13 protein-coding genes, 1 tRNA gene and 1 pseudogene are annotated in these 18,884 nt (G+C 63.2%); 4 read left to right on the top strand and 11 right to left on the bottom strand.

Going from position 1 to position 18,884, the window contains the following annotated elements:
• Positions 1-15: 15 nt before the first annotated feature.
• The 3 genes from BLP99_RS08140 to ptsP are packed head-to-tail and all read right to left on the bottom strand — an operon-like array spanning position 16 to position 5,578.
• On the bottom strand, positions 16-1,758 hold the full coding sequence (locus BLP99_RS08140) for a PTS fructose-like transporter subunit IIB (protein WP_092180139.1): 1,743 nt from the start codon (positions 1,756-1,758) through the stop codon (positions 16-18).
• 14 nt (positions 1,759-1,772) lie between these two features.
• Complete coding sequence (pfkB, locus tag BLP99_RS08135; RefSeq protein ID WP_072388519.1) at positions 1,773-2,714, bottom strand: 1-phosphofructokinase; 942 nt, start codon at positions 2,712-2,714, stop codon at positions 1,773-1,775.
• Positions 2,714-5,578 carry a phosphoenolpyruvate--protein phosphotransferase gene (ptsP, locus tag BLP99_RS08130; protein ID WP_092180137.1) on the bottom strand — a complete coding sequence of 955 codons (2,865 nt, stop codon included), beginning with the start codon at positions 5,576-5,578 and terminating at the stop codon, positions 2,714-2,716. The genes pfkB and ptsP overlap by 1 nt, the downstream gene beginning before the upstream one ends.
• Positions 5,579-5,870: 292 nt before the next feature.
• Here ptsP and cra point away from each other — a divergent pair, with 292 nt between their 5' ends.
• Positions 5,871-6,866: a catabolite repressor/activator gene (cra, locus tag BLP99_RS08125; protein ID WP_072388523.1), complete on the top strand. Its 996-nt coding sequence runs from the start codon at positions 5,871-5,873 to the stop codon at positions 6,864-6,866.
• A gap of 18 nt (positions 6,867-6,884) precedes the next feature.
• The gene (locus BLP99_RS08120; RefSeq protein WP_072388525.1) at positions 6,885-7,661 is read left to right on the top strand and encodes a TatD family hydrolase; all 777 of its coding nucleotides are present in this window, start codon (positions 6,885-6,887) and stop codon (positions 7,659-7,661) included.
• Between the two features lie 37 nt (positions 7,662-7,698).
• Here BLP99_RS08120 and BLP99_RS26815 read toward each other — a convergent pair.
• The 4 genes and pseudogenes from BLP99_RS26815 to BLP99_RS08100 form a co-directional block, all read right to left on the bottom strand.
• A pseudogene (locus BLP99_RS26815) lies at positions 7,699-8,271 on the bottom strand (methyl-accepting chemotaxis protein); the annotation flags it as partial.
• Positions 8,272-10,020: 1,749 nt separating this feature from the next.
• Positions 10,021-10,857 carry a regulatory signaling modulator protein AmpE gene (gene ampE / locus BLP99_RS08110; RefSeq protein ID WP_092180135.1) on the bottom strand — a complete coding sequence of 279 codons (837 nt, stop codon included), beginning with the start codon at positions 10,855-10,857 and terminating at the stop codon, positions 10,021-10,023.
• The gene (gene ampD, locus BLP99_RS08105) at positions 10,854-11,414 is read right to left on the bottom strand and encodes a 1,6-anhydro-N-acetylmuramyl-L-alanine amidase AmpD (RefSeq protein WP_072458702.1); all 561 of its coding nucleotides are present in this window, start codon (positions 11,412-11,414) and stop codon (positions 10,854-10,856) included. The genes ampE and ampD overlap by 4 nt, the downstream gene beginning before the upstream one ends.
• Before the next feature lie 64 nt (positions 11,415-11,478).
• A complete protein-coding gene (locus BLP99_RS08100) occupies positions 11,479-13,683 on the bottom strand; it encodes a DUF1631 domain-containing protein (RefSeq protein ID WP_072388533.1) in 2,205 nt (734 codons plus the stop codon).
• Between the two features lie 292 nt (positions 13,684-13,975).
• On the opposite strand from BLP99_RS08100, the gene nadC reads away from it, so the two are divergent.
• A complete protein-coding gene (gene nadC, locus BLP99_RS08095) occupies positions 13,976-14,824 on the top strand; it encodes a carboxylating nicotinate-nucleotide diphosphorylase (RefSeq protein ID WP_072388535.1) in 849 nt (282 codons plus the stop codon).
• 39 nt (positions 14,825-14,863) lie between these two features.
• Here the strand turns inward: nadC and BLP99_RS08090 are convergent, their stop codons facing one another.
• A complete protein-coding gene (locus tag BLP99_RS08090; RefSeq protein WP_072388537.1) occupies positions 14,864-15,169 on the bottom strand; it encodes a DUF6388 family protein in 306 nt (101 codons plus the stop codon).
• Positions 15,170-15,470: 301 nt separating this feature from the next.
• Between BLP99_RS08090 and BLP99_RS08085 the strand changes: the two genes are divergently transcribed.
• Positions 15,471-16,019 (top strand): hypothetical protein, encoded by a 549-nt coding sequence (locus BLP99_RS08085; protein ID WP_092180133.1) that lies wholly within the window; start codon positions 15,471-15,473, stop codon positions 16,017-16,019.
• Between the two features lie 11 nt (positions 16,020-16,030).
• On the opposite strand, the gene BLP99_RS08080 is transcribed toward BLP99_RS08085, so the two are convergent.
• The 3 genes from BLP99_RS08080 to rpsO all read right to left on the bottom strand — a co-directional run bounded on the left by BLP99_RS08080 (position 16,031) and on the right by rpsO (position 18,782).
• Positions 16,031-16,106: transfer RNA gene (locus BLP99_RS08080), tRNA-Thr, on the bottom strand.
• 125 nt (positions 16,107-16,231) lie between these two features.
• On the bottom strand, positions 16,232-18,337 hold the full coding sequence (gene pnp, locus BLP99_RS08075) for a polyribonucleotide nucleotidyltransferase (protein ID WP_072430735.1): 2,106 nt from the start codon (positions 18,335-18,337) through the stop codon (positions 16,232-16,234).
• Positions 18,338-18,512: 175 nt separating this feature from the next.
• Positions 18,513-18,782: a 30S ribosomal protein S15 gene (gene rpsO / locus BLP99_RS08070; RefSeq protein ID WP_039592311.1), complete on the bottom strand. Its 270-nt coding sequence runs from the start codon at positions 18,780-18,782 to the stop codon at positions 18,513-18,515.
• Between the last annotated feature and the right edge of the window lie 102 nt (positions 18,783-18,884).

Genomic DNA, 18,884 nt, shown 5'->3' with positions numbered 1-18,884 from the left:
GTTTCAAAGAAGCGATCAGGCCTTGGCCGGCTCCAACGTCATTTCCACCCCCTCAGGCCGCTTGAGCAACGCATACACCACCGCCGTCAGCAAGCTACCCGCCACGATCGCCAGCAGGTACAGCAGCGCATGATTGATGGCATTGGGGATCAGCATCACGAACAGACCGCCGTGGGGTGCCATGAGTTTGCAGCCGAAGTACATCGACAACGCACCGGTCAGCGCACCACCGGCAATGCTGGCCGGAATCACCCGCAACGGGTCCTTGGCGGCGAATGGAATGGCGCCTTCGGAGATGAAGCACAGCCCCAGCACCAGGGCCGCCTTGCCGGCCTCGCGTTCGGTCCGGGCGAACTTGCGCCGGGCGATGAAGGTGGCGATACCCAGGCCAATCGGCGGCACCATGCCGGCGGCCATGGTCGCGGCCATCGGTGCGTAACTCTGGGAAGCCAGCAGGCCCACCGAAAACGCGTAGGCGGCCTTGTTGATGGGCCCACCCAGGTCGATGCACATCATCGCGCCCAGCAGCACGCCCAGCAAAATGGCATTGGCGGTGCCCATGCTATCGAGGAAATGGGTCAGGGCATCCAGCATGCCCGCCACTGGCTTGCCCACCACGTAGATCATCACCAGGCCAGTGAACAGGCTCGCCAGCAGCGGGATGATCAGGATCGGCTTGAGCGCTTCCAGGCTCTGGGGCAGTCGGGCGTAGCGATTGATCGCCTTGGCCGCATAACCGGCCAGGAAACCGGCGATGATGCCGCCGATGAAGCCGGCCCCCAGGGTGCTTGCCAGCATTCCCCCGATCATTCCCGGCGCCAGGCCCGGACGGTCGGCGATGGAATAGGCGATGTAGCCGGCCAGCAGCGGCACCATCAGCTTGAACGCCGTGTCGCCGCCAATCTGCATCAGCGCGGCCGCCAGGGTGCCAGGCTCCTTGAAGGCCTCGATGCCGAACACGAACGACAAGGCGATCATCAAACCACCGGCCACCACCATCGGCAGCATGAACGATACGCCGGTCAGCAGGTGCTTGTAGGCGCCGGTCTTTTCCGACTTGGCCGGGGCGCTGGCGCCGCTCGAGGCGCTTTCCTGGCGACCTTCGACCAGCGCTTTGTTCAGCGTCGCTTCGGCCTGTTTCAAGGCCACGCCAGTGCTGCAACGATAGATCTTCTTGCCAGCAAACCGCTCGGTGGCGACTTCAATGTCGGTCGCCAGCAGCACCACGTCCGCTTCGGCGATGGCCTCGGCGCTCAACGGATTGCGCGCACCGACCGAGCCCTGGGTTTCCACCTGCAGGTCGTAGCCCAGTTTCGTCGCCGCCTGCTGCAAGGCTTCGGCGGCCATGAAGGTATGGGCAACGCCCGTTGGGCATGCGGTGATGGCAACCAGGCGCGGGGCACGCTCGGCCGACGCCGCCGGTTCTTGTGCGAACGCGTCGGCCTCGCCCAGAACCTCAGCTTCTACGGCGCCACGACGCAGCACCGCATCAACGTCCTGCAGGGCCTGGGCCGGTGTGCTGCGAAATACCCGCTTGCCGACGAATCGCGACAGATCCACCGGGCCGCTGGCAACCAGCAAGATCCATTCGGCGGCTTCAAGGGTCGCCGTCGACAACTGGCGTTCCGGATGGGTCGCGTCATGCACCTCGACGCGGGTGCTCCATCCCTGGCGCTGGGCCGCCGCGTCCAGCAGGCGGGCGCACAACACACTGGTGACCATGCCGTTCGGGCAGGCCGTCACAATGGCTAGTTTCATACTTGCGAACCCTCTTATTGTTCTGTCAGGGGGCGCACGCGCACGCCCTGTTCAAGCGACGCCAGCAACGCGGTGTCACGGATGCCGAAACCGATCTGCGTCACGGCCATGGCGGCGATGGCCGTGGCGGTGCGCAGGGTCTGCTCGGGGGTGTGCGCGCCCAGCAGGCCGTGGAGCATGCCCGCCAACAGCGAGTCCCCGGCGCCCACGGTGCTGGCGACGGTGACCCGGGGCGGCGAGGCATGTAGCGCCGATCCGGCACTGAACCAGTTCACCCCGTCGGCGCCATGGGAAATCACCACCTGCTCGACGCCCTGTGCGTGCAGGCGCTGCGCAGCCTCGACCTGGGCCGATTCGCTCACTACATCACACCCCAGCGCATCGGCCAGCTCCTCGGTGTTCGGCTTGATCAGCCAGGGGCCGGCCGCCAGTGCGACGCGCAAGGCTTCGCCGCTGGTGTCCAGGGCCACTTTCAGGCCGAGTGTCTTCAAGCGCGTGATCAGGGCTTGCAACCATTGCGGGCTGACCCCACGGGGCAAGCTGCCCGCCACCACCACGGCATCGTGACCGGGGGCGATCCGTTCCAGCCGCTCGAGCAATGCCTGTTGCGCGGCGTCATCGACCTTCGGGCCCGGACCGTTGAGGTCCGTGATGCGCCCATCCTGCTCGGCCAGCTTGATGTTGCTGCGGGTTTCACCGGGCACCCGGATAAAGGCATCGGTAAAGCCGCGCTGGGCGAACAGCGTCTCGAACGCCTGGGCGTTGTCTTCGCCGAGAAAACCGCTGACGGTCAGCGTATGCCCCAGGTCGGCCAGGACCTGGGCCACGTTCACGCCTTTACCGGCGGCGTGGCTGTGCATGGCATCGCTGCGGTTGACCTGCCCCGGCTCCAGACGCGCCAGTTCCACCGTGAGGTCGAGCGCCGGATTGAGGGTCAGGGTAAGAATCTTCGCCATTACAGCGCCTCCACTAATGTGCGCACGTCATTGGCGCTGCCCACGGCCAGCGCCTCCTGGGCGAGGGCCTTGGCCTGTTCGAGGGTCAATTCGCGTACCCGTGCCTTGACCTCGGCGATGCTACGGGCTGAAACACTCAGTTCGTCCACACCCAGGCCTACCAGCACCGGCACCGCCAGCGGGTCGGCCGCCAGCTCACCGCACACACCGACCCACTTGCCGTGGGCATGCGCGGCGCGCACGGTGATGTCGATCAGTTGCAGCACCGCCGGGTGCAGGCCATCGGCCTGGGCCGAGAGGCTCGGGTGGCCACGGTCGATGGCCAGGGTGTACTGGGTCAGGTCGTTGGTGCCGACGCTGAAGAAATCCACTTCCTTGGCGAGTACCGGGGCCAGCAGCGCAGCGGACGGCACTTCGATCATGATCCCCAGCTGCAGGTCCGCCACAGGGATTTCCCGGCGCAGGCGCTCGGTCATGTCCCGGGCCTGGCGCCACTCTTCGACGCTGCCCACCATGGGAAACATGATCCGTAGCGGACGGTTGTCCGCCGAACGCAGCAAGGCCCGCAATTGCGCCTCCATGATCTGCGGACGCTGCAGGGTCAGACGAATGCCCCGTACGCCGAGGAAAGGGTTTTCCTCTTTGGCTATCGGCCAGTACGGCAGCGGCTTGTCGCCCCCCACATCGAGGGTGCGCACCACCAGTGGTCGACCGGCCAGGCCGTCGAGCACCTTGCGGTATTCGGCTTCCTGGATGGCCTCGTCCGGCGCCTGGGTGTGGGCCATGAAAATCAGCTCGGTGCGCAACAGGCCGATGCCCTCGGCGCCCTGCTCCACAGCGCTGGCGACCCCGGCGCTTTCGCCGATGTTGGCGAACACTTCCACCGCGTGGCCATCACGGGTCAATGCCGGTTGGTGACGCTGTTGGGCGGCGACCTTGAGGCGCTGTTCGCGGGTGTCGCGCTCCTCGACAGCGCGTTGCAAAGTGGCGGCGTCCGGATCGACATGCAGGCGGCCGCGCTGCCCGTCCAGCAACAATGGCGTGCCCGGCGCCAGCAGCAACACCGCGGCGCCGGCCCCCACCAGCGCCGGGATGCCCAGGGCACGGGCGACGATAGCGCTATGGGCAGTGGCGCCGCCCCGGGCGGTGAGGATCCCGGCCACGCGGCTCGGATCCAGACGAGCCACATCGGACGGCCCCACTTCGTCCATCACCAGGATGTACGGCTGCTCGGGTTCGTTCGGGGTTTCGACGCCACACAGTTGCGCCAGCACCCGACGGCCAACGTCCCGCAGGTCGGCGGCCCGCTCGGCCAGCAAGGCATCCTGCAAGGCCTCCTGCTCTTTGGCGGCGGCTTCGATCACGCCCATCCACGCCGCCTGCGCACTCTCGCCCAGCTTCAAGCGGGTGTCGACTTCGTCGGTCAGCTCCGGGTCGTCGAGCATTTCCTGGTGGGTGATGAAGATCTCGCGAACAGCCTTGGCCTTGGCGCGTTCGATCAGGCCCTGGATGTCGCGCCGCACCTGGCTCAAGGCGTTCTGCAGGCGCTCGCGCTCGATGGCCGCCGATTCACCGCGCAGCGGATAGTCGATGGCCTGCAGTACCTGGATATGGGCCGGGCCGATGGCGATGCCCGGGGCGGCGGCGACGGCCTGGATCAGGCTGCCGGATTCAGGCGCCAGCATGACGGTCGCGACCTCGGCCATCACGGTTTCCCGTGGCGCACTCGGTGGCGGCAACGGTTCGACCTCTTCGCCCAGGCCTTCTTCAATGGCCGCCAGCAGTGCCGGCAACGCATCGTTGGCAATGCTCGGTTCGGCAATGAACTCCAGGATCTGGCCGCGCCGGGCGCCCAGGCTCAGCAGCTTGCTCAGGCTCTTGGCCGACACGGCGCTGTCCTGGCCATCGACGATCCGCACGCGAATCTCGCCTTCGAAGCTCTTGGCCAGTTGCGCGAGGATCTTGGCCGGACGCGCATGCAAGCCATGGGCATTGGCCAGGCCGATGCGGGCGCTGGGCCAGTCGGCGGGCAACTCGCCGCCCAGCACTTCCAGTACCTTGCGACTGCTGGTGGCCCGCCCCAGTTCGTGGCCGCGCCCTTCGATCAACAACGCACACAGGCGTTCGAGCAGCGCCTGGTGCGCCTCGCCGAGACTGGCCAGGCAGAACAACCCGCTCAGGGGCTGGCCGAGATAACGGATGGGTTTGTCCGGCGTCACGAACGCCAGGCCCGGACGCTTGACCGTCTGTTCGCTGTGCAACCACCACAGGCCATCGCCCAGGGGCAGCGCATCGACTTGCTGCAAGACCCCGGCAAACCCATTGCTGACGCAATCGGCCTGGCGCAGCAGGCGGGCGCCACGCCAGACCAGTTCTTCGAAATCATCGGCCGACACACCCAGGCCGATCATCTGTGCGTCCAGGGCCAGTTCCTGTGGCGCCCCTTGCAGCAGCTTCAACAGCGCCTCGGCAGAACTGGCACGGCGCAGGGCCTGGCCCAGGTCGGTCTCGCCCAGGGCCCGGGTCAGCAATTGCAGCAAACGCAGGTGTTCGTCGGATTTGGCCGCGATGCCGATCGCCAGGTAGACGATCTGTCCATCGCCCCAATCCACCCCGTCGGGGAACTGCAGCAAGCGCACGCCCGTGGAGTGAACCAGGTCGCGGGTCTGCGGCGTACCGTGGGGAATGGCGATACCTTGGCCAAGAAAGGTCGAGCCCTGTGCTTCGCGGGCCTGCAAGCCGGCGAGATAACCTTCGGCCACCAGGCCATCGGCAACCAGTTTGTCAGCGAGCAATTGCAGCGCGGCGGCTTTATCCACAGCCGTCTGGGCCATGGATATCTGCTCTGGATTGAGCTCGAGCATGCTTTCTCCTTTTTGGCGTCCGGTGGTCGCCAGGTATTGTTTTGAATGAATCAGCTTAGGCTTTGTACCCTAACGCGACAGGACAGCATTTGGCGGGATCGCGGCAGAGTCGCCAAAATTTCTGTCAGCCTTGAAAATACGCTTGCTGAAACGTTTAATCTAGAAAGATTGGCACGTTACTCGATAATCTTTCATCCTTGAAGTGCAACTTGTCGAAAGCGTCCGTCACCCACAATCGGGTAGGATGGCTGCTCATTGTCGGGGCAACCTCGAAAAAACAAGGAAAACCGGGTTGAAACTCAGTGATATCGCCCAACTGGCCGGTGTGTCCGTCACCACCGCCAGTTATGTCATCAACGGCAAGGCCGAACAGCAACGCATCAGCAACGCGACCGTCGAGCGGGTGCGCGCGGTGGTCGAAGAACACGGCTTCACGCCCAACCCCCAGGCCGCCGGGCTGCGCAGCCGGCACACCCGTACCCTGGGCTTCATCCTGCCGGATCTGGAAAACCCCAGTTACGCCCGCATCGCCAAGCTGCTGGAACAAGGCGCCCGGGCCCAGGGCTATCAGTTGCTGATCGCCAGCTCCGACGACGCGCCCGACAGCGAGCGCCAGCTCTTGCAGCTGTTCCGCGCCCGCCGCTGCGATGCGCTGATCGTCGCCAGCTGCCTGCCCGCCGGCGATGACAGTTATCGCCAGCTGCAGGCCAAGGGCATCCCGATCATCGCCATCGACCGGGTAATGGAACCGGCCCACTTCTGCTCGGTGATCAGCGACGATCGCCAGGCCAGCCTGCAATTGACCCGCAGCCTGCTGGAAACACAGCCCCGGCAGATCGCGCTGATCGGCGCTCGCCCAGAGCTGAGCATCAGCCAGGAACGGGCCGCCGGTTTTCGCCAGGCACTGGCCGGGTTCGACGGCCAGGTATTGATCGAACACGGCGAGTCGTTCAGCCGGGAATGCGGTCGCCAGTTGATGGAGGAGTTGCTCGAACGCCTCGGTCACTTGCCCGATGCACTGATCACCACGTCCTACGTCCTGCTGCAAGGGGTGTTCGACGCCCTGCACGACTTCCCGCTCAAGGCGCGCCCGCTGCGCCTGGGTACGTTCGGCGACACACAACTGCTGGACTTCCTGCCACTGCCGGTCAACGCCATGTCCCAGCAACATCAACTGATTGCCGACAAGGCACTGGAACTGGCCCTGGCAGCCATCGAAAACGATGAATACCAGCCGGGTGTGCAAGCCATCGCGCGGACATTCAAACAGCGCATCCACCAGGGTTGAGCATTTCAGGGCCGGAACATGGAGCTGATCGACACCCACACCCACCTGGACTTTCCCGACTTCGACGCGGACCGGCCGGCGCTGCTGGCCAATAGCCGCGCGCTGGGCGTCCGGGAGATGGTGGTGCTGGGGGTGCATCGGGACAATTGGCAGCGCGTCTGGGACCTGGTGCAGAGCGACCCGGACCTGCACGCCGCGCTGGGCCTGCACCCGGTCTACCTGGACCAGCATCGCGCCGACGACGTGACGCAACTGCACGACTGGCTGGACCGCCTGGCCGGGCATCGGCAACTGTGCGCGGTAGGTGAAATCGGCCTGGATTACTACATCGAAACCCTCGACCGCGAGCGCCAGCAGACGCTGTTCGAGGCGCAGTTGCAACTGGCGGCGCAATTCCGCCTGCCGGCGCTGATCCATGTACGCCGCAGCCACGCCGCCGTGATCGCGACCCTCAAGCGCTTCGCCCTGGAACGCACAGGCATCATCCACGCCTTCGCCGGCAGCTACGAAGAGGCACGCGAATACATCAAGCTAGGCTTCAAGCTTGGCCTGGGCGGTGCCGCGACCTGGCCCCAGGCCCTGCGCATGCACCGCGTGCTGGCGAAACTGCCCCTGGACGCCGTCGTGCTGGAGACCGACTCACCGGACATGGCGCCGGCGATGTTCCCCGGTCAGCGCAACAGCCCTGCGCATCTACCGGCTATCTGCGAGGCACTGGCCGGGATCATGGCGGTGACGCCTGAGCGACTGGCCGAGGCCAGCACCGCCAACGCCCGCCAACTCTTCAACTGGTAAAACCTGTGGGCGCGAGCAGGCTCGCTCCCACAACGGTCTACACCCGAAACGCATTGATCAATTGCTTGAGCTGCACCACCTGGGCTGACAATGCCCGGCTGGCATCCTCGGTCTGGTGTGCACCTTCGGCGGTGCGTTCGCCGGCGCGGTTGATCTCGACGATGTTCTGGTCGATGTCATGGGCCACGGCCGTCTGCTGTTCCACGGCGGCGGCGATCTGCTGGTTCTGGTCGACGATCATGCCCACGGCGCCGAGGATATTTTCCAGGGCCTGCTGGACCTGTTCCGATTGGCCTACCGTGCCGCTGGCCATTTCATGACTGGTGCCCATGGCCCGGACCGCAGCCCCCACGCCGCCGTGCAGGCGACTGATCATCGCTTCGATTTCTTCGGTCGATTGCTGGGTGCGCTTGGCCAGCGTCCGCACTTCGTCGGCCACCACCGCGAAGCCGCGCCCCTGCTCACCGGCCCGGGCCGCTTCGATGGCGGCGTTGAGGGCCAGCAGGTTGGTCTGCTCGGCGATGCTCTTGATCACGTCCAGCACGCGGCTGATGGCCTGGCTGTCGGTCGCCAGTTGATTGATGACCTGTACCGACTGGTCGATCTCGCTGGCCAAGCGGGCAATGCTGCCCTGCTGGGATTCCACCAGGCCTCGGCCGCTGAGGGTTTCGTCGTTGACGCTGTGGGCGCTGCTGACCGCCGCCGCGGCACTGCGAGCCACTTCCTGGGCGGTGGCCGACATCTGGTTCATGGCCGTGGCCACCAGCTCGATCTGGCTCCGCTGGCCGGCAACCGCCTGGTTGCTGCGGGCCGAGACGGTTTCCACCTGCCCGGCCTGGCGCTCCACCTCGGCGACCGTGCGGCCCACCTGTTCGATCAGGTCGTGGATCTTCGCCACCGTGCCATTGAACACCGCGCCCAATTCGCCCAGCTCATCCTTGCTGCTGGCCACGAAGTTGACCGTCATGTCCCCGGCCGCCACCTTGTCCATCATCTGCCCCAGGCGCTGGAGCGTCGTACGGGTCGAGGCATAGAAGCCGGCGTACAGGTAGAAAATCAGCAGGAATACCGCCGCCAGCGCCACGGCTTGCAGCACCATGTGGCTGCGATTCTGCTCCAGGCGATGCTGCAGTTGGGCGCCGAGAAAGCCCAGGGTCGATTCGTTCAACCGGTAGGTCTGGGCCATCAGCCCACTGACCTGATCGTAGAAGGCCGACCAGGGTGCATCGAGGGTGTCGGCCATCACCACTTGTTCTTCGATCAGTTCCGCCGCTTGCCTGAGGGTGTTCTTGCTGCTGGCCGCCGGCTCGGCCAACGCCTGCCCGGCCGCCTTGCTCGAGCCCAGGGCGTCCTGCAATTTCAGATCGTATTCGCCCTGAAGCTTTTCGACCTGTGCCAGCCACTCGTCGAACCGGGTGCTCGACGAGGAGTTGAGAAACCCCAGCCCCAGGGATGACGCGCCCAACGCGCGGCCTTCACCCAGGATCTGGGTCACGTTGGGAGTCACAGCGGTGATCAGTTCGCTGAGTTGACGGATATCACCCTGCCCATCGCGGCTCAGGCCTGCCTGGCTGGCGATGATCTGGCTCAGCATTTGCGCGCTATTGAGCAGCTTGCCGATCAAGGCGCTTTTGCTTTGCAGGGAACTCTCGGCCTGCTGGGCCTTGAACGCAGCGACCATTTCGTCGCGCTTGGCAACGAAGGCCTCTGCCTGCTCGGGTTCCACGGCCATGGCGGTCATGCCCTGCAGGCGGGCGAGGACCTGTTGTTCGAGCGTGCCGATCTTCGCTTCCACATCGCCGGCCTTGCCGGATTGGCCCAGGCTGGCATTGATCTGCACCAGGTTGTTCAGGGTTTCCAGGTCGCGGCGCAGGCTCAGGCTGCTGCCCAGCAGGTCGAGGCTCTGCAACTCCACATGGGTGCCCTGCAATTCCCGATAGGACTCGCGCACCAGAAAGAAGTTGGTCACCAGCATCGGCACTAGAAACAACACACTGATCAGGCTGAACTTCATGCCAAAGCTCAGACGGTTCATCAGGGCGACGGCGGGCCAGAGCAAACTCTTCACAGGAAAGCCTCCCGGTAGTGTTTTTATTTTTATGAGCACGCGCACAGCGACAGCAGAAAGCCACCATTGGTGGTGCTGTCCCTGTATAGCCTAAATCGGAAGGAAGATTTGTAACTTAAGGTTAACGGGAACGATCGTGAGGCGATCCCGCGTGCCGGGGGCTTGCTGCAGCCGGCCTGCGAAGCAGATCCCGGGGCGCTTCAGGAAATGCCCACGCACGTTCGCGATTGCCCGCAACCGGGCGCAGGCAAGCCCTCGGGTCACAGGCCTGGCGGCGTGGTCTCGCGCCCGTCAGGCCAGTACGGTCCACACCGCAAACCCGGCGTACCAGAGCACCGCCGCACGCAGCAGCAACTCCCAGAGCCGATCCAGGTTATTGATGCCCTCGGGCCCTGCCAGGGGAGCGGAAATTTCCCCAGCCGCCAGGCCAACCTTATCGATCAGTTGCGCAGCACTGATGTTCCAGTTCAGCAGTTCATGCAGCATGATCCGGCTGACCCCGACGAAGTTGCCCACCAAGGCGAAACTGGCCGCCAGCAGCCGGACCGGCACCCAGTCGAAGGCATGGCGCAATTGCGCCGCCCGCTCCGCCACGCCAGGGTTCTGGCTATGTTCGGCAGCCAGCGCCAGCAAGCGATAACTCAGGGCCGCCACCGGCCCCAAGAGGAAGTACCAGAAGATCACCGCAAAAAAGCTCTGGTAGGCCTGCCACAGCAGATGGCCCTGGACCCTGCCCAGCAATTGCTCGCCATTGTTGGCTTCGATAGCCAGGTCGCGCTTGGCCACATGAGTCGCCGCCTGCAGGTCTTCGCGTCGCCAGGCATCGCGAAAGGGGCCCAGCTCGGCCAGCAGGTCACCGCGTCCCAGGCTGTAGATCACCACCAGCAGGTGCACCGGCAATGCCAGCAGACCATAGGCCACCGGCTCCAGCACCCACAGCAACAAGGCCAGCAACGCCACGGGGGCCAGTACCATCACTCCCAGCACCAGCCACGGCCGATTCACCCAGCGAGGGCTCGCTTCGATCCTGTTCAGCTCACGCAGCCATCCGCCGTCGCGCTGGATCCGCTGGCGCAAGGCCGAGAACTTCTCGATCCACACCGCCAGCAGCAACACCAGAAAACTCATTGTCCTTCCCCTTCTGTCAGGGCCGCACGGTAGCGTGCCCAGTCGAATGCCGGCCCCGGGTCAGTCTTGCGGCCCGGCGCAATGTCGCTGTGCCCGCAGATGCGCTCTACAGTGATCGAGCTGAACGCCGCCTGCAACTGCCGTGTCAGGTCCACCAGGGCGGCATATTGCGCGTCGGTGAAAGGCAGGTCGTCGGTGCCCTCCAGCTCGATGCCTATGGAGAAATCATTGCAGGTCTCCCGGCCTTCGAAGCACGAAACCCCGGCGTGCCACGCACGCTCTAGACAAGAGACGAACTGGGTTATGGCGCCATCACGCTCGATCAGGAAATGCGCGGAAACGCGCAGGTCGGCGATACCGGCAAAATAGGGATGTTCCGTGACATCCAGGCGATTCTGGAAAAATTCCTGGACCTTGCCCGTGGCGAACTGGGCAGGCGGCAAACTGATGTTATGGATCACCAGCAGGGAAATCTCGCCCTCGGGGCGCGCATTGAAGTTGGGCGACGGGCAATGACGCACGCCGTGGCACCAACCGCTCGCGGGGTCCAGCTGCATACAGGTTCCTTCGATGACGACGATCAATGCCGCCAGTATGCCGTGATCGGCCTCGCCAGCGCGATCACTTGCCGCGATTGAGTTGTCGCAGGTTGCCCAGCACGGATTCCAGGGCCCTGTCGAACAGCAGGGTGTCGTCCAGTACCCGTGCCGCTCCGCGACGGAACTCCAGGGCCAGGCTGGTACGGCTGTGCTCCTGCACCTTGAGCCCGGTGCGGTTGACGAAAACGTATTTGCCGGTGCTCTCGATGATCGCCGCCAGCTTGCAACGCAGGCTGTTGTCTTCATCCTCCTGGAATTCCACCCAGCTTCCCAGGCGCAACTGGTCGACCTGGCGCAGCCCTACGTCATCGGCCGGCAAGCGAACCGCCGCGCTGTCGGCTGGCGCCTTGTGCGGAGGCCGCAAGACAATTCTTTCCTTCACTTCGATCATTTCCGGCGAATCGGACGCCTGGGCCTGCTCCGTGGCCTGGCCCATGCGCTGCAGCGCCTGCACATGCAGGAGCTCCAACTCGCTGAAAAACTCGCTGGTGGCGAACGGATCGAACGCCGAACGGCTCAGGCCCTCGCGCAGCGCCTTGAGCAACTCCGGCACCATCGCCAGCAAGCGCAGGCCGGCATCGGATTCGTCGTGGTACTGGACGCTCCAGATCAGTTGCTCCAGGGTCAGGACATCGGCGCGCCACTCGGCGGACTCCTCGCCATGCTTGAAGCCGGTCAACAGCAGCACCTGGCTCCAGGCCTGCTGCACAAACTCCACCACGGCCAGGGGCAGGGTCTTGCCCAGCATCACCTGGTTCAATACGCCTTCGACCCGTAAACGCGCCAGCTCGGCCTTCGCCCGCCCCTCTTCGGCGTCACGAATGCGCTGTTCGAGCAGCTCACAGCGACGCCGCTCGTCGCTGGTAAAGGCCAGGAAATCCGCCAGCACTTCGGAAAAGATCGCCGGGTCATCGATGAAGTCGTTCAGCAAGCGCTGGACCACCTGTTCGATACGCACGTAGAGATTGTCCCGCTGATGATCGTCGCAATCGCCCCAGCCCATGGCTGCGTCGGCAATTTCATTGAGCAACCGTCGAGCCGGATGATTGCCGCGGCTGAAGAAACTCTTGTCCAGCACCGCCACCTTGAGCATCGGGATCTGCAGGCGGCCGATCAGCGCCTTGAGGGTCTCGGGCAGGTTATGGTCGTCGAGAATGAACTCGAACATCATCGAGATCAGGTTGATCACATCTTCATCAGCACCTTCGACCACCCGAGACTTGCCACTCTTGACGCTGACACGGGTGAGCAGTTGCTCGAGCTGGCTGCGCAGGTCGAACTCATCCTGCTGGGTGGGTGCTGGCACATACTGCTGCAGGTGGGACAGCAGACGCAGCAGGTCCCGAGTGGAAATCGGCTGGGCCGGCGCACTGGGCTCCAGGGTCGGCGCCACGCTGCCTCGCACCTGCGCCAGCAGCTTCTGCAACGCGGCGAACACCTCCTGCACGCTGTCATCGACTTCAGCGACCGTCGGCCTGGCTGCCCTTTCCGGCAAGGATCGGGTGGGCTCCTCGATGCGATCCGACGCCCGCCGGGAGGGCGAAATCTTGAGGTCCGGCAGAATGCCCGTGGCGGCCAGCAACTGGTTGGCCTCGGCATAGAGCTGGTCGCATTCGCTGAGCACATAACGCTCGAACAGCTTGAGCAGGATCAGCTTGACCTTGATTCCCACCCCCAGGTTGCGCCCGGCCTGCAGGAAGTTTTCACACAGCAGTGCGGGGCTCAGAGGATTCTGCGAATTGGCCATGGGCCGGGCCAGCAGCACGCTGAGGCGTGCCGTCAACTGATCCAGGGAAGCTCCGTCGCGGCTCAGCACCCGAGTGACCATGGCCTCCACCGCCAGGTGGCGCTCCAGGTCGTCGCGGCTCGATCGCGCCTGGGCCAGGGCCGGCGTCAACGTAGCCTGGGTCAGGTCGTACTGGGCCAGGCTGACGAACGCCTCGAAAAACTGCTCGATGAACTCGCGCTCGATGCTTTTGCGTTTCAGGCGCAAGTCGCGCATGGCTTCGAAGTACAGGTTCTGTTCGACATCGTTGCGCGCCCGGTCGGCCATTTCGAACAATGTGTCGTCGGCGTTATCGAACAACCCTTGCAAGCCCAGGCGCAGTTGCTGGGCGGCCTTGTCGCGGACCTGAAGCAGAATCACAGGCAAACGGGCGAGCGGCGAACGATTCGCCTGATCGGTAGAAACCTTGTGCAAAGGCACTACATTCCCGTCGTTGTGCATCCTGGCCTCCTGGAACGGTGTTCTTCGGTCGTAAACGTCAAAGCCATGACGTCAATCGAAAGGCGGATTATCTGGTAAAAGAACCCCGTCGCACCAGAGGACTCTGTGACCCAGCTCGAAATACATCGAAATAAGTGACCGGAAAATCGGGAAAATGTTGCGCGCAGGCGACCAAATGCAGGTCGCCAGCCCCAGGACGACATGACAATCAGGGGCGCCGTCGGGAAGGAACAATGCTTGTGGGACAGGACACTGGCCCTATAATCGGGCCACTTTGTCTGTGGAGCCCGTTATGCCGAACCTACGTCTCGCCGACCTGACCGCTGAAATCGAAGCCAATGTGCGCCGCGCGTTGCTCGAAGACGTCGGCAGCGGCGACATCACCGCGCAACTGATCCCCGCCGAACGCCTGGCCAAGGCCACCATCATTACCCGGGAAGCCGCGACCATCAGTGGCACCGCCTGGGTCGATGCCGTGTTCCGGCAACTGGATCCGCGCGTGGCGGTACATTGGCAGGTGCGCGACGGCGACCGGGTCAGCCCCGACCAGGCGCTGTTTCACCTCGAGGGCCCGGCCCGCTCGCTGCTGACCGGCGAACGCAGTGCGCTGAATTTCCTGCAGATGCTCTCGGGCGTGGCCACCCGGGCTCGCTACCTGGCGGACTTTGTCGCCGGCACCCAGGTCAAGCTGCTGGACACCCGCAAGACCTTGCCCGGGCTGCGCCTGGCCCAGAAGTACGCAGTGACCTGTGGCGGCTGCCACAACCACCGCATCGGCCTCTACGATGCCTTCCTGATCAAGGAAAACCACATCGCGGCCTGCGGCGGCATCACCCAGGCCATTGCCGCCGCCCACAAGATCGCACCGGGCAAACCGGTGGAGGTCGAGGTCGAAAGCCTGACGGAATTGAAGGAAGCCCTGGCGGCCGATGCCGACATCATCATGCTCGACGAACTGAGCCTGGACGACATGCGCGAGGCCGTACGCCTGAACGCCGGGAAGGCGAAGCTGGAGGCCAGCGGTGGCATCAACGAAAGTACCTTGCGTCCGATTGCCGAGACCGGCGTGGACTACATCTCGATCGGTGCAATGACCAAGGATGTGAAAGCCGTGGATCTGTCGATGCGACTGAGCCTTTGATACGAAAAAACGCCAGCCCCGAAGAGGCTGGCGTTTTTCTCAGACCACCAGATTATTCATCTCGCAGTACTCTTCCCACTCCACGCCCAACACCTCGGCCGCTTCCTTGTGCAGGGCCAGGCGCTGCGCCTCGAACTCCTCAGGCGTGCTGGTGTACTTGAGCGTCAGTTCCCAAGGCTGCAGCCCCTGGGCTTCGGCTTCGTCCTCGAACGCCCACTGGATCTGGTCTTTCTGATCGTCGGCGCTCAGGTCCTTGATTTCTTCCATTAACTGAGGCGTATCCAGGGCGTATTTGCGCAGGGCTTCTTCGTGTCTGGCTTCTTGCGTCAGTTCTTTAGCCGTCATGTCGTTCTCGCTGATCGGAGGAATGGGGATGGGTCTGGATCATCAAGGATCTCTCTGACGCAGAAAACCGTTAACAAGCCCGGTTTACCTGGCCTTCGGAACCATTCGGGGATCATCTGAAAACTGCTGGGCGATACACATGCAGCACGAATATAGGTTGTTTTACCGACGATTTACACGGCTCTTTACATCTATCCCACAAAAAAACCTGTGCAGAAGAAATCGAGCGGGCCCTGGAACATCTGTCAAAACAACCAGTCATAGCCATGTGCCATACCGGCAAATCACAAGGACCCCAGCGATGCGCAGCTTTGCGAAACGTTCGTCAATCCAACTGGCTACCGCAACTTTGCTGCTCGGCAGCCTGGCCCTGGCCGACATCGCTCACGCGGCGGTTGAAGTTTCTTCCAACGGGCCGTCTTACTCCGACGTCATTCCTGCCCTTCATCATGAGGCGTTTGATAAGTACACACTCGTCAGGACCAACATCAGCGCCAGTGCCTTGGAAAACCTGCCAAAAACCGTGAAGGACAATGCCGACGAACTGGAAAACCAGAAGCGCACCCTCGCCGAGCAGGCCCGCCAGATCGAGCAGCTCAAGCGCAACAGCGGCTCGAGCTCCACCTCCAGCAGCAGGGAGATTGACGATCTCAAGCGCACCATCAAGGAACAGGAACGCGAACTGAGCGACCTCGGCAAGCAAGTGGAGGAACTCAAGCGCAATGGCGGGTCCAGTGCGAGTGCGAGCAACAGCGAAATTTCCTCGCTGAAACAGGAACTCGGCAACCAGGATCGCGAGATGGATCAGCTCAAACGCACAGTCGAGGAATTGAGCCGGAAGGTGAAGTAGCGGAGGGATGATGGTGCCCGAGACAGGAATCGAACCTGCGACCTTCGCGTTACGAGTGCGCTGCTCTACCGGCTGAGCTACACGGGCGGTGGCTAAACCTAGCATCGTCGCCTGTGGCCAGGCAACCCGCGACAAAAGGATTTTCGCCACACAGCAAAACGCCCCGAACCAGTCGGGGCGTTTGCTTGTTCAGCGGTCAGGCGCGGGGGTGATTAAACGCCCGATGCCTTGGCTGCTGCGACGTCCTTGATGGACAGCTTGATACGGCCGCGGTTGTCCACGTCCAGTACCAGCACTTCCACTTCCTGGCCTTCCTTGAGGATGTCGGTCACTTTCTCGACGCGAGCATCGCTCAGCATGGAGATGTGAACCAGACCGTCCTTGCCCGGCAGGATGTTGACGAAGGCGCCGAAGTCGACGATGCGCTCGACCTTGCCGACGTAGATCTTGCCGATCTCGGCTTCGGCAGTGATGCCCAGGACGCGCTGGCGTGCAGCCTCTGCCGCTTCCTTGGTTTCGCCGAAGATCTTGATCGAACCGTCGTCCTCGATGTCGATCGAAGCCTTGGTTTCCTCGCAGATCGCACGGATGGTCGCGCCGCCTTTACCGATGACGTCACGGATCTTGTCGGTGTCGATCTTCATCGCGATCATGGTCGGAGCGTTTTCCGACAGTTCGGTACGGGACTGACCGATGACCTGGTTCATCTGACCGAGGATGTTCAGGCGCGCTTCCAGGGCCTGGCCCAGGGCGATCTCCATGATCTCTTCGGTGATGCCCTTGATCTTGATGTCCATCTGCAGCGCGGTCACGCCCTTGGCGGTACCGGCTACTTTGAAGTCCATGTCGCCCAGGTGGTCTTCGTCGCCCAGGATGTCGGTCAGGACGGCGAACTTCTCACCTTCCTTCACCAGGCCCATGGCGATACCGGCAACCGGCGCCTTCATCGGAACGCCTGCGTCCATCAGTGCCAGGGAAGCGCCGCAGACCGAAGCCATGGAGCTCGAACCGTTGGACTCGGTGATTTCCGAAACCACGCGGATGGTGTACGGGAACGAATCGGTGTCCGGCAGCATGGCCTGGACGGAACGGCGGGCCAGGCGGCCGTGACCGATTTCGCGACGACCGGCGCCACCCATGCGGCCACACTCGCCCACCGAGAACGGCGGGAAGTTGTAGTGCAGCATGAACGGGTCTTTCTTTTCGCCTTCCAGGGTGTCCAGCAGTTGCGCGTCACGGGCGGTGCCCAGGGTTGCAACGACCAGGGCCTGGGTTTCACCACGGGTGAACAACGCCGAACCGTGGGTCTTCGGCAGCACGCCGACTTCGATGTTCAGCGGACGTACGGTGCGGGTGTCGCGACCGTCGATACGTGGCTTGCCGTTGACGATGTTTTCGCGAACGGTGCGGTATTCGATTTCGCCGAAAGCCGCCTTGACGTCGCTGGCCGATGGCTGGCCTTCTTCGCCGGAGAACCGCGCCACTACCTGGTCACGCAGCTCGCCCAGGCGCGCATAACGGTCGGCCTTGATGGTGATGGTATAGGCCTGGGAAATCGCTTCGCCGAACTCGGCACGGATCGCGCCCAGCAGCTCGGTGGCTTCCGGTTGCGGCGCCCAGGTCCAGGTTGGCTTGGCAGCTTCGGCGGCCAGTTCCTTGACGGCGTTGATCACGACCTGGAACTCGTCATGGGCGAACAGTACGGCGCCCAGCATCTGGTCTTCGGTCAGTTCCTTGGCTTCGGATTCAACCATCAGCACGGCTTCGGAAGTACCGGCCACGACCATGTCCAGGCTCGATGCCTTCAGTTGCTCGTAGGTCGGGTTCAGCAGGTAGCCGGTGCTTTCGTGGAAGGCCACGCGGGCAGCGCCGATAGGACCGTCGAAAGGAATGCCGGAGATCGCCAGCGCGGCCGAGGTACCGATCATCGCAGCGATGTCCGGATCGGTTTTCTTGCTGGTGGAAACGACGGTGCAGACCACCTGCACTTCGTTCATGAAACCTTCAGGGAAAAGCGGACGGATCGGACGGTCGATCAGGCGGGAAGTCAGGGTTTCCTTCTCGGAAGGACGGCCTTCGCGCTTGAAGAAACCACCCGGGATCTTACCGGCGGCGTAGGTCTTTTCCTGATAGTGGACAGACAGAGGGAAGAAGCCCTTGCCTGGATCGGCCTGCTTGGCACCGACAACGGTCACCAATACGCTGACGTCGTCGTCAACGGTGACCAGCACTGCGCCGGATGCCTGACGGGCGATACGGCCAGTCTCGAGGGTAACGGTCGACTGACCGAACTGGAATTTCTTGATTACCGGGTTCACGGTGTCCTACCTTCTTTGTGGCTCTTGGGGAAACTTGTCTTCTTGCGAAATTCTTGGGCAGTGCCGGGAATCGGCCCAACGACTGTCCAGATAAAACTTGAGGCTGGGAGCCTGCCGGTCGCCGACGCGAACGCGGGCAACTGGCAGACAACCAACCTCATAGCGCAATCGCTGATTAGCGACGCAGGCCCAGGCGGCCGATCAAGGTGCTGTAACGATTGACGTCCTTGCCCTTGAGGTAGTCCAGCAGCTTGCGACGCTGGTTTACCATGCGGATCAGACCACGACGGGAGTGGTGATCTTTACCGTTGGCCTTGAAGTGACCTTGCAGTTTGTTGATGTTGGCGGTCAGCAGTGCAACTTGCACTTCTGGCGAACCAGTGTCACCAACAGCTTGCTGGTAGTCGGTCACGATCTGAGCTTTTTCTTCAACGCTGAGTGCCATGTGGCTTTCCTCTTGTTCAAGGTACCGTTTCCGAGGAAACCGCACCAACAGGCCAGGGACAGATCCCTGTATCTATAAATGAGTGATGACCGTGCCTGTTGA

Origin of the sequence: Pseudomonas sp. NFACC32-1, from assembly GCF_900101215.1 — a bacterium.
Lineage (GTDB): Bacteria > Pseudomonadota > Gammaproteobacteria > Pseudomonadales > Pseudomonadaceae > Aquipseudomonas.
This window is presented reverse-complemented; position numbering and strand designations above follow the sequence as displayed.

Coding starts and splice junctions, on each gene's coding strand:
- BLP99_RS08140 (WP_092180139.1), bottom strand. CDS start 1,758: ATGAAACTAGCCATTGTGACGGCCTGCCCGAACGGCATGGTCACCAGT.
- pfkB (WP_072388519.1), bottom strand. CDS start 2,714: ATGGCGAAGATTCTTACCCTGACCCTCAATCCGGCGCTCGACCTCACG.
- ptsP (WP_092180137.1), bottom strand. CDS start 5,578: ATGCTCGAGCTCAATCCAGAGCAGATATCCATGGCCCAGACGGCTGTG.
- BLP99_RS08120 (WP_072388525.1), top strand. CDS start 6,885: ATGGAGCTGATCGACACCCACACCCACCTGGACTTTCCCGACTTCGAC.
- ampE (WP_092180135.1), bottom strand. CDS start 10,857: ATGAGTTTTCTGGTGTTGCTGCTGGCGGTGTGGATCGAGAAGTTCTCG.
- ampD (WP_072458702.1), bottom strand. CDS start 11,414: ATGCAGCTGGACCCCGCGAGCGGTTGGTGCCACGGCGTGCGTCATTGC.
- BLP99_RS08100 (WP_072388533.1), bottom strand. CDS start 13,683: ATGCACAACGACGGGAATGTAGTGCCTTTGCACAAGGTTTCTACCGAT.
- nadC (WP_072388535.1), top strand. CDS start 13,976: ATGCCGAACCTACGTCTCGCCGACCTGACCGCTGAAATCGAAGCCAAT.
- BLP99_RS08090 (WP_072388537.1), bottom strand. CDS start 15,169: ATGACGGCTAAAGAACTGACGCAAGAAGCCAGACACGAAGAAGCCCTG.
- BLP99_RS08085 (WP_092180133.1), top strand. CDS start 15,471: ATGCGCAGCTTTGCGAAACGTTCGTCAATCCAACTGGCTACCGCAACT.
- rpsO (WP_039592311.1), bottom strand. CDS start 18,782: ATGGCACTCAGCGTTGAAGAAAAAGCTCAGATCGTGACCGACTACCAG.